At 63.6% G+C, this 13,128-nt stretch carries 12 protein-coding genes; 7 read left to right on the forward strand and 5 right to left on the reverse strand.

Annotated features, from left to right (window positions below):
- The first annotated feature begins 51 nt into the window (after positions 1-51).
- The 6 genes from AC07NY_RS24795 to AC07NY_RS24820 all read left to right on the forward strand — a co-directional run bounded on the left by AC07NY_RS24795 (position 52) and on the right by AC07NY_RS24820 (position 6,340).
- Positions 52-2,457 (forward strand): multicopper oxidase family protein, encoded by a 2,406-nt coding sequence (locus AC07NY_RS24795; RefSeq protein WP_494585945.1) that lies wholly within the window; start codon positions 52-54, stop codon positions 2,455-2,457.
- A 48-nt stretch (positions 2,458-2,505) separates the two neighbouring features.
- The gene (locus tag AC07NY_RS24800; RefSeq protein ID WP_494585946.1) at positions 2,506-3,471 is read left to right on the forward strand and encodes an SCO family protein; all 966 of its coding nucleotides are present in this window, start codon (positions 2,506-2,508) and stop codon (positions 3,469-3,471) included.
- Positions 3,472-3,668: 197 nt separating this feature from the next.
- Complete coding sequence (locus AC07NY_RS24805) at positions 3,669-4,463, forward strand: ComEA family DNA-binding protein (RefSeq protein ID WP_494585947.1); 795 nt, start codon at positions 3,669-3,671, stop codon at positions 4,461-4,463.
- A 30-nt stretch (positions 4,464-4,493) separates the two neighbouring features.
- On the forward strand, positions 4,494-5,015 hold the full coding sequence (locus AC07NY_RS24810; protein ID WP_494585948.1) for a prepilin peptidase: 522 nt from the start codon (positions 4,494-4,496) through the stop codon (positions 5,013-5,015).
- 261 nt (positions 5,016-5,276) lie between these two features.
- Positions 5,277-5,627, forward strand: coding sequence for a hypothetical protein (locus tag AC07NY_RS24815; protein WP_494585949.1), 351 nt, complete (start codon positions 5,277-5,279; stop codon positions 5,625-5,627).
- Between the two features lie 401 nt (positions 5,628-6,028).
- Positions 6,029-6,340 (forward strand): hypothetical protein, encoded by a 312-nt coding sequence (locus AC07NY_RS24820; RefSeq protein ID WP_494585950.1) that lies wholly within the window; start codon positions 6,029-6,031, stop codon positions 6,338-6,340.
- Between the two features lie 498 nt (positions 6,341-6,838).
- Here AC07NY_RS24820 and AC07NY_RS24825 read toward each other — a convergent pair whose 3' ends face one another.
- Both AC07NY_RS24825 and AC07NY_RS24830 read right to left on the reverse strand, forming a co-directional pair.
- On the reverse strand, positions 6,839-7,258 hold the full coding sequence (locus AC07NY_RS24825) for a VOC family protein (protein WP_492287811.1): 420 nt from the start codon (positions 7,256-7,258) through the stop codon (positions 6,839-6,841).
- A 65-nt stretch (positions 7,259-7,323) separates the two neighbouring features.
- Positions 7,324-7,656 carry a cupin domain-containing protein gene (locus AC07NY_RS24830; RefSeq protein WP_494585951.1) on the reverse strand — a complete coding sequence of 111 codons (333 nt, stop codon included), beginning with the start codon at positions 7,654-7,656 and terminating at the stop codon, positions 7,324-7,326.
- A gap of 79 nt (positions 7,657-7,735) precedes the next feature.
- On the opposite strand from AC07NY_RS24830, the gene AC07NY_RS24835 reads away from it, so the two are divergent.
- Positions 7,736-8,629, forward strand: coding sequence for a LysR family transcriptional regulator (locus tag AC07NY_RS24835; protein WP_494585952.1), 894 nt, complete (start codon positions 7,736-7,738; stop codon positions 8,627-8,629).
- Between the two features lie 186 nt (positions 8,630-8,815).
- On the opposite strand, the gene AC07NY_RS24840 is transcribed toward AC07NY_RS24835, so the two are convergent.
- The 3 genes from AC07NY_RS24840 to AC07NY_RS24850 form a co-directional block, all read right to left on the reverse strand.
- A complete protein-coding gene (locus AC07NY_RS24840) occupies positions 8,816-10,396 on the reverse strand; it encodes a sulfite reductase subunit alpha (protein ID WP_494585953.1) in 1,581 nt (526 codons plus the stop codon).
- Complete coding sequence (locus AC07NY_RS24845; protein ID WP_494585954.1) at positions 10,393-12,189, reverse strand: NirA family protein; 1,797 nt, start codon at positions 12,187-12,189, stop codon at positions 10,393-10,395. Before AC07NY_RS24845 ends, AC07NY_RS24840 begins: the two co-directional genes overlap by 4 nt.
- A 145-nt stretch (positions 12,190-12,334) precedes the next feature.
- Positions 12,335-13,126 carry an ABC transporter ATP-binding protein gene (locus AC07NY_RS24850; RefSeq protein ID WP_492287816.1) on the reverse strand — a complete coding sequence of 264 codons (792 nt, stop codon included), beginning with the start codon at positions 13,124-13,126 and terminating at the stop codon, positions 12,335-12,337.
- Between the last annotated feature and the right edge of the window lie 2 nt (positions 13,127-13,128).

The raw sequence follows: 13,128 nt of genomic DNA on the forward strand, positions 1-13,128 counted from the left end.
ATTCGAATCACGCCAAACAATGCGGGCCTATACATATCGGGAGCAAAGGGGATGTATCTTCCGCGCGAAACCAAGGGTATCCGTCTGCGCGAAGCCGAACGCGCGCTGGAGAACCGGCTGGAGATCGTCAAGGCACTGTCGGTCGGCCAGATCACGAAGCGCGATCTTCTTCGCTGGGGTTACTTTACGGCAGCTGGACTCCTGGTCGCCAAGAACGGACTCAGCCCTTTCGCCACGAGCGCCTTCGCTCAGGCGCCGGTCGGCGCTCCGCGCAGCCCAACCTTCGGAGCGGCTAAGTTCCACGACCCGATGCCGCGTGCCGTTGTGCAGACACCCGTTCCGCTGCTGCGCAAGGCCAATGGCGATGCCGCCTGGCAGTTCGCCTCCGGAGGCTCGGAGCTGCCGGCGAAAAACCTCTCCTATCACACCGACTACAACGCTTCCGGGCGCACGGCCTTCCGCAATCCGGTAACCGGGGTAGGGCCGTTCGAAGGCCGTCCGCCGGGCGAGTTCTTCGCGCATCAGCGCTGGGAGGAACTTTACCCGAAGAAGGGCTATCTGCTGTCCCTGGGCCAGATCCGGGCCGGCAGCCGCTACTGCGACGGGATGCCCGAGCAGAATGCCAACTCGCTATGGAGCTTCGGCCCGCGGCAACCGGGCCAGGCAGGCAGCCGGGCAGGTCTTCGCACGGGCGTCGCCTCCCCGCTCCTGATCAAGGCCCGCTATGGCGAGCCGATTCTCACCCGGATTTACAATGACCTGCCGGAAGACAGGGGAGCGAACGGCGGATTCGGACGAAACGAGATCTCGATCCATTTGCATAACGCGCATAATGGCGCGGAGAGCGACGGCGCCTGCAACGCCTATCATTTCCCCGGCACCTTCTATGACTATCACTGGGCCATGGCCATGGCCCGTCGCGACATGCCCAGTGTCTGGCCGACGGGCGACCGCGACTATGCGCGCAAATCTTCAGGCCCCGATGACGGGGAGGGGCTCGTCCAGGTGCCCGGCGACTTCCGCGAGATTCAGGGCAGCCTGTGGTTCCACGATCACCGCTTCTTCTTCACGGCTGAAAACGTGCACAAGGGCATGTTCGCGTTCTGCAATATCTATAGTGGGCCTGACCGGGGCCGGGAGGATCTCGACGACGGCATCAATTTGCGCTTGCCGAGCGGTTCGCAGCTGAAATGGGGCAATGTCGATTTCGACGTCAACATGGCAATCTCGAACCCGGCCTTTGATGTCGAGGGTCAATGTCGTTTCGACATTTTCGACACCGATGGCTTCCTCGGCGATATCATCTGCGTCAACGGCACCTACTATCCCTATTTTGAGGTTCTTCCGCGGCGTTACCGTCTACGCTTCCTGAACGCGTCCATGGCGCGTTTCGTCAAGCTGGCCCTTGCAGTCAACAAGAGCAGGAAGTTCTCGCGCGGGACCAAGGTCCCGTTCCACTTCATCGCCAATGACGGCAACTTGGTCGTCAACCCGATCGCCTTGACCGAGCTGGACGAGCAAGGCCCAGCCGAGCGCTACGACATCGTCGTCGATTTCGCGGCGTTCACCCCGGGCGACAGCATCTATCTGACAAACCTGCTGGAGCAGACCGACGGACGCAAGCCGAAGGGTGCGGTGTCCATCGAGAAGGCTTTCAAGGGGCGGGACGATGATCCCTGCGTCGGCCCGATCCTCGAATTCCGGATCGTGAGTTCGCTGCAAAGCGTCGACAATCCCGCCAAAATGTACAATGCGGCCAGCCTCGGCGACAGAGATCGCAGCGTCGATCTGAATGGATCCGACTGGCGGGCCGGGACGAAGACGTTGACGACGCAGATTCCGATCGTGGCGCCTGTCCGCGAGCGGACCATCGAATTCGGCCGGTCCGGATCGGGCGATTCGCGCGATACGCCGGACGGGCAATGCGTCCCCGAATGCGGAGACTATGAGTTTTTCCCCTGGACCATCAAGATCAACGGGGAGAAGGCGCACTCGCTCAATGCCAACCGCATTTCGCTGCTGGTTCCCAAGCCGGGCGAGGTCGAGCACTGGACCCTCGTCAACGGCGGCGGCGGCTGGGACCATCCGATCCACCTCCACTTCGAGGAGGGCGTCACCATCAACCGTGGCGACGGCTCCCTTCCCGCGACGGAACGGCTCGTCCGGAAGGATACGTGGAGGTTGCGGCCGTCCGGGAAGGTGAAGTTCCAGGTCCGCTTCGGCGAGTTCGGTGGTTCTTACGTGACCCATTGTCACAATACGAGCCACGAGGATTTCGCGATGCTGCTGCGCTACCAGCTCTTGTCGGCGCCGCCGGGCCATCCCGATTACAAGGGACAGCCGCAATATGTGGTGACCATGACGCCGATTCCGACCGTGAACGGCGTGGTCTGGAAGCAGCCCGAGATCCTGCCGGAAGGGGACCCGCGGAGGGGCAGGCTCGCAGGAATGCCGTGACGCTCGGAGCGCCGGATTGTGTCGAGGCGGAGCCGGAAGGGGCGGGTCATGTCGGGGCGGCTTTTTTTGATGATCGGTGTAGTGGTTGCGCTCCTCGGCCTTGCCGCCAAGAGTCCCGCGGCCCCTGGCGCTTCGCCTTGGGGGGCTGGTTATCTGCCCAACACATCCGTGACCAACCAGGACGGCAAGACGCTGCGGTTCTACGACGATGCGATCAAGGGCAAGATCGTCGTGATTAGCTTCATCTACACGACTTGCCGGGATATCTGCCCTGTGACGACGGCGCGGCTGGCGCAGGTCAAGGACAAGCTCGGGGCCCTGGTGGGACAGAGCGTCTTCTTCGTCTCGATCAGCATCGATCCGGCCAATGACACGCCGGACAAGCTGAAGGCCTATACGGAAGCCTTCCAGACCGGGTCGGACTGGCTTTTTCTGACGGGGAGCGTCCAGGACATCGCGGTGCTTCGCCACAAGCTCGGCGAACGAAGCCGAAAGGTGTTCGAGCACCGCAGCGACATCATGCTGGTCAATGACGCAACCGGCGAATGGGCCCGGGATTCGGCCTTCAGCGACATCAATACCTTGGTCATGACGATCAGGTCGATGAATCCCGTCCTGCGTAACCAGGAGGGCCGGAGCGAGGACGGCGGCACTCGCGCCGGCGAACAGCGTGCCGCTGGTAACGCGACCGGGCTGCCGGGGCAGGCTCTCTTTATCAAGGCCTGCGCGTCGTGCCACACGATCGGCGGGGGCAAGCGCATCGGACCGGATCTGCAGGCTCTCAGCGCACGCCGCGATCGCAACTGGATCGTCAGCTATCTCACCGCGCCCGAGCAAATGCGGGCCCGGAAGGATCCGATCGCGATAGAGCTTTTCGCGAGCTACAGCGCGCGCATGCCGACCCTCGGGCTCTCGGAGGCCGACGCTGCCGATGTCATCGCCTATGTGGAGGCTCTGACCTACGCGGCCGCGGCCGCCAAGAAGAATTCGCACGACCATCATCACAAGAAATAGGTTTGTCGCAGGGCTTCGTCCGCACCAGTCCATGCTCGTCAGGCATGGTTGCTTCAGGGTCGGTAATGGGATCAAGGCAAGGCAGCGACGTCAGGGGCAGGTCAACGGAAGCTCTGCCCGGGAGTGACGGTCTCCCCAATGGCAAGACTGACGGCTTTGCACTGGTCGTGGTGATCTGGGCCGTCGGAATCCTGACCTTGCTGTTCATGACTTATATCGTCGCCGCCCGCTACCGAGCGATCGAGGCGGCGAGCCTGGCCCGGCATGCACGCGCCGAAGCGATGGCGAACATCGGCGTCAACCTGGCTGTTCTGGATCTGCTGTCCGGCGGGGCTGACGGCAAGGTTCGCAGCCGTCGGTTCGGGGTGGACGGGACGCCGGTCGCCTGCTCGTTGGGCGAAGGGTGGAGTCTCACGGTTTCCAGCGCCGACGAGGGGGGGAAAATCGACCTCAACACTGCGAATATCGAGCTGATCGAAGCGCTGATCCGGAGAATGAGTGCAGAAGCCGGATCGGCCATAGCGATCGTGCAGAACCTCAAGAGCCTGCGCGAAGTCGCGGCGGAGAACGGGGCCGCTCTGGCAGGATCCCGGCCTGCAGCGTTTCGGTCGGTGCTCGAACTCGATCAGGTCACCGGCATGGGCCGCGACCTCTTCCAAGCGCTGGTCCCCCTGGTCACCGTTCATTCCGGGAACGCAGGCCTGGACCCGGACGTCGCGCCGCTGCATCTCCTCGGCGCCGTCTCGCCCGGCGGGCTCGCGCCATCGCGCGAGGCTGCCCGGCGGGATCTGCCAAGCATCTATGTTGCTGAGACCGCGGGCACCGCCTTCCTGATCGGCAGCGAGGCCGTGGAGGCCTCGGGAGCGCGCTTCGCAAGAGAAGCCGTCATCGAGATCTCCCGCGACCACCCGACAGGCCATCGGATTCGGGAATGGCGCGAGCGAGCACCGCGTCGCGCCGACGCTGGCCGTGCCGGACTGCCGCCATGCTGACGCACCGCTTGATCGGGGACGGTTGAACCGATGCCGGGTCTAGCCCAACTCGCCGCGCTCGCCGCCCTTCTCGGGCTGACGGCGTATGCCGCGGCCGTCGATATCCGCTCGATGATCATCCCCGACCCGGTCAATGCGGCCATCTTCCTGTGCGGGATCGTAGTGTCTTTCCTTCCCGGATCCATCGGTCCGATAGCGGCGCTCGCCGGTGTGGCTCTGGGAGGCTGCGGCCTTCTGCTGCTGCAGGCGGCCTTCCGAGCCTATCGTGGCTATGACGGTCTCGGCTCAGGTGACGTCAAGTTCGCCGCAGCTGCGGGAGCCTGGACCGGCGCGGATGAGCTCGCCCTCGCCCTTGCGCTGGCTTCGATGTCCGCACTCGCCTACCTGCTGGTGCGGAAAGTGTTCGATGCCAAATTCGATGCCCGGCATCCGCTTCCGTTCGGCCCCTTTCTAGGATTGGGCGTGGTATCGGTCGTGACGGCTCGGACTTTGATCGGAATGCCTATGATCGACATTCTCGACCTGTGGCTTCTGCACCTCCAGACAGCGTAGCGCCTCGCGAAGAAGGGCTCCATTGTGGCCGCCGGAATCGGTTTGGCGACGCTGAAGGCGTTGAATGTGCCGCCCTCTTTTGCGCCGAACTGCAATCGACCATCGAGAAGAGATGGCACCGCAATCAGAACTGGCGCGCTCATGATGCGAGTGCCTTCTTGAGCGTCGTTATCCCGCGCATCGTTTCGCTTGAACGGTTTGCAAATCGACAGCCGCGCGGGACTGTGCTGAGCTTGTCCATCGTCGGTCTCAGGGGGCTGAATGGTCATGAAATTCCAGGCATTCCTCGCGTTGGCGGTGGGGGTGGGTCTATCGGCCTGCGCCAACTCCGTAATGCTGGACGTTCCTAACGGAATCGACTTTCCGACTGGGCCGATCAAGTACTCATACGATAAAATCGGCCTTTATAAGTATCTTCTGAAGGTCAAAACCGAGCGTGCCTTTGACGAGCCCCGTGCCTCGGTCGTCCTCCGTATGGATTCTTTTGCGAACCGATATGCAACGACGATTTGCCCATTGGGATTCAGCTTCAACGACAATTCTGATCCTCCAGGTGGGTTAACCGATCGCTTGCTGCAGAATTCGAAAACCTATGCGTTCGATTGCTTCTGATCCGCGGTGCTAACCGGAAGGGCTCGTCGATCACCTAACGCGATCGGGATGGTTCGGCTCGGCCGGATTGCAGGAGGTGCGGGAGGAGGCCAGCATATTTCACGATTTCGATGAGGGGCGATTGGCGCTGACCGCGCCGCAGCGCTGATTGCGGCTTGAACGGCTTGGCGGCGCTGGGCTAGACTTCGGCCAAAGGGGCGGCAAGAATGGCCCGACGAGGCGCTGCCATTTTCGCGACAATTCTGCTGGCCAGCTGTGAGCCTGGACTGGCTCAAGGTTTTGAGCCGGTATCGCGCCAAGTATTCGCTGCGCTTTTGAGTTCGTATGTGAAACAGAGAGGTGTTAGCATCTCTGCTCAGACCGACTGTGATCGCGCATGGATCAACTGTAAGGTTTTACGCTTGCCCGAGACGCTGGAAATCTGGCTTCGTCCCGACCGCAATGGGGACCTCGCGAGCGTTCAGGTCAATTTCGACGCTGCCAAAGGTAGCGCCGACGCCGTCTTTGCAAGCGCGCGCGAAATCTGCTCGGCCGCAATCGCTATTCTCGCGATCAGTGTCGTCGAACTCCCATCGCTCGAGCGCCCGTTCGAGCGCGCGCGGACGGTTGGCCATTGGGACGGAGTGATTTCAGGTCAGGCAACTTCAGTATCGATCAACACGATGTACGCGTTCGGCTCTTGCGAGGTTACGTCCGCGCGTAAATTGCATTGATCTAAGTCCTTAAAACGGGATCGCTTTGAGTCAGGGCATTTGTTGCGATCAAGCTGGAGTTGGAGTTCCCCGCCATTGCCGTGAACAGCCCACGAAGCCGGATCAACTTCATCTCTACCTCAGCCATGAACTCATGGCTCGGCGGCTTGTTGAGCGGCCTTGATGTTCTCATCCAGTGGTGTGCTTTTCTTGGTTTAGATTTCGGCTTGCAGCGAGTGTCGGCATCGGTAGTTGCTGGCCCCCGCAACCAATATCACTACCGATACAGAAAGCCCCCGCGTCAGAAATGACACGGGGGCTTCGCGTTTCTACCCGGATCGAGAGATCAGGGAGCGGGCACGAGCGAAACGCGCAAGCAGAGCCGTGTCCCCAGTGAGATAACGGCTGCTGTCGTGGCCAGTCCAACCCGCCAAGTCGGGATGGGCGAAGACCGGGGAGGGCCCTTTATATCGGTGAGGCGTGCAGGGCGCCCGGCAGGTCCGGAGCCGGCTCGCCCCGCTACTCGCCCGCCATGGCGGCGGCTTTGCTCATATCCATCGAAACCAGTTCCAGCACATGGCCGTCGGGATCTTCGACGGCACGGTTGTAGAGAAAGCCCAGGTCGATCGGATCTCGCAGATCGGCTTTCCCGCCTGCCGTAGCGCCTGCATGCGCGATCGCATCGACGTGCTCGCGGCTGTCATGGGTCAGGGCGAGGAGGACCCCGGTGGAGACATGAGCGTCAGCGATCGGCTTGGTCGTGAACGTGGAAAAATAGGCGGTCGACAGCAACTGGAACGTGATGGCATCCGACCAGACCATGCTCGACGCCTGGTGATCGCTGAACTGATCGTTCTTGCTGCAGCCGATCGCTTCGTAGAACTGCGTCGCCGCAGCAAGGTCTTTGACGGGCAGGTTGACGAAAATCATCTTCGACATTGCGTGTTCTCCACTAGTGGAACTTTGCTGACGCCGCAGCGGCGGCGCTGATTGGCGTCGCTGCCCTACAACCAGTCCGTGATGAACCGGCGGCTGGCGTGGATGTCGATCATCTCGACATCGTCGCTGACGCTCGTGAAGCAATGCGGAGTATCGGCCCCAACCACCACGATCTCGCCCGCCACGACGTCCAGGCATTCGTCGCCGACGGTGAAGCGGACGGCTCCCTTCCGGACAAGAAAAGTCTCCGAGTAGGGATGCCGATGCAGTGCCGGTCCGCCGCCCGGCTTGTCCAGCCTGGTGAATACGATCGACACATCCGAGCCAAATCCGCTGCCCTGAAACTCGCCGTTCCAGGGCGCCGAGCCGTCTGACCATTTGATGCCGTTGGTCGTCATGGCCGCCTCCATTGCCTGCAGCGATACTGGGCAGTAAAAATGCAAAAGGGATAGTGCCAGAAATGAAACGCGGGATTACGTGCAGAAGCGACTTCAATGGAACGATCTCAGCCTGATATTGGCGGTCGCCCGGTCGGGTTCATTTGCGGGTGCCGCCGCACGCCTCGGAGTCAGTACGCCGACGGTTTTCAGGCACGCCAAGGCGGTGGAGCATCGACTGGGAACCTTGATCTTTCATCGGGACACGACCGGCGTCTCCCTTACTGCCGCCGGGAGAGAGGCAGCAGGCCTCGCCGAAAGGATCGATGAGGATATCGGTGCTCTCGAGGCGCGCGTCGGCAACGAAAACTCCGATGCGGCCGGAACGGTGCGCCTGGCGACGGTGGATACGTTGATCGCCGGCCCGTTGATGCCGTTGATGCGGCGCTTCAGGATGGCTCATCCAGGGATCTTGATTGACCTGCGATCGAGCGTTGGAATGTCGAACCTGCGCCAGCGGGAAGTCGACGCTGCGCTGCGCGCTGGCGGCGAGCCGCCGGAAAACCTCGTTGGTCGCAAGCTCTGCCGGATCGCGGTTTCAATCTACCGCAAGGCGGGTGGCGACGCCGGTGTTTCAGACGATCGAGCCTGGGTCGTCCCCAACCCTGAGCTCGCGCACCTCGCATCGGTACGCTGGCTAAAGGAGTCGGGCAGGTATGCCGGGGCCGTGCTTCAGGTGAACAGCCTTTACACGCTGGCCGAAGCCGTTGCCAACGGCATTGGATTGGGCATCTTGCCCTGCTACCTCGCCGACCTCGACCCGAGGCTTGCCCGCGTCGGCGAACCCATCGATGAACTGGCAAGCGATCTCTGGTTCCTCACGCATGGCGAGCTGCGTCATACCGGGCGAATAAGGATCCTGTCGGATTTTCTCGGCAAGGAGTTCCAGGCCCTGCGGCCGCTCTTCCAGGGCGAGCGAGCTGCGAAAGGATGAAGTGGTCCTGAGCTTGCCGAATATGATGCGCCTGAGACTGCGCCGCTCCCAACGATAGTGCCGGGCGCGGCAAACGAGGAGAAAACTCAGGTTCTGGCGTCTCCTCGGCCGCGCTATTCTTCGTGATGGGAGGGCGCAGCGGCAAGAGCTTGATTGTCCCTTCGCGGAATCAGGGACGGTGATCTTCTAATAGACATCCGCCTGGTAACGCCCCGCCTTACGCAAAGCAGCGATATAGGCGATCGCATCTTCCGCCGAATGCCCACCATGTTCCGCGACCACGTCGACCAGTGCACGCTCGACATCCCTGGCCATGCGCTTGGCATCGCCGCAGACATAGAAATGCGCGCCCTTCTCGAGCCACGACCATAGCTCGCCGCCGCGCTCGCGCATGCGGTCCTGAACGTAGACTTTCTCGCCATCGCGCGACCAGGCCAGCGTGAGGTTGGTCAGGAAGCCCCGATCCTTCATCGCCTGCAGCTCGTCCTCGTAGAAGAAGTCGCAGGTGCGGCGCTGGTGACCGAAGAACAGCCAGTTGCGGCCCGGCGCCTTCGTGGCTTGCCGGTCATGCAGGAAGGCGCGGAAGGGCGCCACGCCCGTGCCCGGGCCGCACATGATGACCGGCGTCGCCGGATCGGCCGGCAGTCCGAAGCCATGGGCGCGCTGGACATAGACCGCCACCTTGTCGCCGGGTGCGACGCGGTCGGCGAGGAAGGTCGAAGCGACGCCCCAGCGCGGGCGCGAGCCAACCTTGTAGCGCACGGCATCGACCGTCAGCGTGATCCGGCCGGGCGTTGCAAGATGCGAGGACGAGATCGAGTAGAGCCGCGGCTGGAGCGGGTCGAGCGCCTCGACGAAGGCCTCGGCCGAGAGCCGGGCCTGCGAGAATTTGTGCAGCGCGCCGAGCACGTCGAGCCGGTCGAGATCGCCGTCCGGGTCCTCGCCGGCGGCAAGACGCCTCGCCTTGGCGCGGGTCTCTCCGCCGGTGACGTAGGAGATGAGCTGGAACAGTGCGTCCGGCGCCGGACCAAGCGCGCAGTCTTCCATGAGCTTGTCGCGTAGGGACTTGCCGCCGATCTCGGCATCCGGCCGCGCACCCAGCAGCGCGATCACCGCATCGGCGAGGCGCGGATCATTCTGCGCGACGATGCCGAACGCATCGCCGACGACATAGTCGAGCCCGGATTCGGAGAGGTCGAACTCGACATGCCAGGTCTCCTTTTCGGAGCCCTCGCCGTTGAGCTTGCGACGCGAGAGGAAGGTCGCGAGCGCCGGGTTCTCGCGGCAGCGTCCCTTGGGTCCCAGTTCTGTGGCCGGTGCAGCATCGGTTAGGGTGGTCGGAGCGGACGCGCCCGTTTCCTCCACCAGCGCCTTGATCTGGCGTAGGGTCTCCTTGCCGCCGGGCGCACAGAGATTGAGCCGGCCTTCGGCACCTGAGGCGATGGCGGCGGAATAGCTCTCGCAGACATAGCCGCATTGCCCGCAATCCTGCTGGGCCATGGCGGCGTAGAGCTTGCGGGGCAACGGCTTGCCTTCGGCCAGCGTCATGCGCTCGGCCATCTCCAGCGACGGATCGTGCCAGGGCGCGCCGTCTTCCGCCTCCGCCATGACGGCGGCGTTCTCGGCCGGAGACAACGCCGTCACGCCGGCATTGTCGAGCGAGAGCAGCCCGGCAAAGAAGCCGTTGAGCCAGGAGCGCTGCTCCTCGCTGAAGGGGGCGGTTTCGGGCAGCACCTGGACGATCGGGCTCGGGCTCTGCACGGTCATGCCGCGTCTCCGATCTGCTCCACCAGAACTTGAAGCGCTGCGATCTCGTGGCGGCGGGCGAAGGCGACGAAGCTTTCGTCGGGCGCTGCGCGGTGCACCTGCCAGCTGCGCAGGATCGCCTCGACCAGGGCCGGCGCATCCTCCGCCTTCACGTTGGTCCGGAATTCGCGGCCCATGCCGCCCTCGACGCCGAAGCCGCCGCCGACGAAGACATGGTAGCCGGGCACGGTGTCGCCCTCGTCATTGACCGGGACCTTGGCCCCGATCAGCCCGAGGTCGCCGATATAATGCTGGGCGCAGGAATTGTGGCAGCCGGTGAGATGGATGTTCACCGCGGTGTCGAGCGTGATGCGCGGCTCGCAATGGGCGGCGATGGCGAGCGCATCCTCCTTGGTATGGGCGCCGGCGAATTTGCACCCCGTAGCGCCGGTGCAGGCGATCAATCCGGCGCGCAGCACCGAGGTCTCGGCCGAGAGACCGATGGCCTTGAGATTGGCGAGTACGTCCTCGACCTTGGCGCCCGGCACGCCGGAGATCAGCAGGTTCTGCCAGACGGTGAGGCGGATATCGCCGTCGCCGCATCCTTGCGCGATCGAAGCAATGACGCGCATCTGCTGTACGGTCAGCTTGCCGACGGGCAGCGCCACGCCGATCCAGTTGAGGCCGGGCTGGGCTTGGCCGTGGACGCCGATATGGGCTAGCCGGTCATAGACCGGGCGCGGCTTGACGAAGGCGCCATCGAGCCGGATCAGGCGGCGGCCGAGCTTCTCCTCGACGGCGGCGAGGAATGCGTCGAAGCCCCAGGCATCGAGCACGTATTTCAGCCGGGACTTGTTGCGGTCGGTGCGGTTCCCGTTGGCGATGAAGACGCGCACGATCGCGTCCGCGACCGCGATCGCGTCGGACGGGGCGACGATCACGCCGGTGTCGCGGGCGAGGTCCTTGTGGCCGGTGATGCCGCCAAGCGCGAGGCGATACCAGATGCCGGGCGCGACGGGCTGTCCCTCGAAGGTAGCTCCTTCATCGATCTCGATGGCCTGGAAGCCGATATCGTTGGTGTCCTCCAGCGTCGCGATCGAGCCGGCGCCGTCAAAGGCGACATTGAACTTGCGCGGCAGCCCGTAAAGCGAGCGGTCGTTGAGGATGTGATGATGCCAGGCGCGGGCATGCGGGCGTGTGTCGAGCAGCTCCAGCGGATCGATGCCGGCGGTCGCCGAGCCCGTGACGTTGCGGATGTTGTCGGCGCCCGAGCCTTTCGCTGTCAGCCCGAGATCGGCGAGGCCTTCAAGAAACGCTGCGCCGTTCTCGGCAGAAATCTCCCGCACCTGGAGATTGGCGCGCGTCGTCACATGCGAATAGCCGCCACCCAGCGTCTCCGCGAGATCGGCGACGCCTGCGAACTGCCATGCTTTGAGGATGCCATTGGGGATGCGCAGACGGCACATGTAGCTGTTCTGCGCGGGGGCCACATAGAACAGGCCGTGATAGCGCCAGCGGAAATTGTCCTCGGGCTTCGGGTAAGTGCCGGAAGCCGCCTGCTCCTTGAAACGGGCATAGGCGTCGAAGGGATGCTCGGCTGCCTTCCACTTCTCCTGGTCGACGAGCTTTCCGCCGGCCGTGACCATCCGTGCCTGCGCTTCGGCATGCTCCCGGTCGGGACCGCTGGGCTTCGCCGGAGCGCCGCCGGACGTTCCGCCGAGCGGACCCAGACCCCGCGCCGTGCGGGCCGATTGCATGCCGCTGACGAAGCCTTCGAGATAGCGCTTCTGGTCGGGAGTGAAATCGTCGCTCATGGTGATCCTCGGTCATCCCGGACGACGCGAAGCGGCGATCCGGGACCGTCCTCAGAATGCAGCGCCGCTATTGGCGCCCTCTCGTCTTGCGATCCCGCATCTGCGCAGCAGCACTGTCGTGCCGCAGCGCGTGCGGGATGACGCATCACGCTGCCTCCACGAACCTGTGCCGCTCGTAGAGGAATTTCAGCACGGCTTCGCGCGCGGCGATGTAGGTGCGGTCGGAGACCAGCTCCAGCCGCTTGCGCGGGCGGGCGAGGCGCACGTCCAGCACCTCGCCGATGCGGGCGGACGGGCCGTTGGTCATCATCACGATCCGGTCCGAGAGCAGCACCGCCTCATCGACGTCGTGGGTGATCATGATCATGGTGTTGCCGAGCGTGGCATGGATCTGCATCACCGAGTCCTGCAGATGCGCGCGGGTCAGCGCGTCGAGCGCGCCGAAGGGCTCGTCGAGCAGCAGGATCTTCGGCTCCATGGCGAGACCTCGCGCGATGCCGACGCGCTGCTTCATCCCGCCGGAGATTTCGCCGGGGCGCTTGTCCCTGGCATGGCCCATCTGGACGAGGTCGAGATTGTGCATGATCCAGTCATGCCGCTCCGCCTTGCTCTTCTTGCGGCCGAAAACCTTGTTCACGGCGAGCGCGACATTGTCGTAGACGGTGAGCCAGGGCAGCAGGGAGTGGTTCTGGAAGACCACGGCACGGTCGGGGCCCGGCGCATTGACCTCCTTGCCCTCGAGCAGGATCGCGCCCGCGCTGACCGGTGACAGCCCGGCGACGAGGTTGAGCAGGGTGGACTTGCCGCAGCCGGAATGGCCGATGATCGAGACGAACTCGCCCTTGTCGATGACGAGGCTGACGTCCTTGAGCACGTCCGTCGTGGCGGCGCCGCGCTGGAAGCGTTTGTCGACATGGTCGATCTTGAGATAGCTCATCG

It is taken from the genome of Allobosea sp. GW821-FHT09G06 (assembly GCF_059416005.1).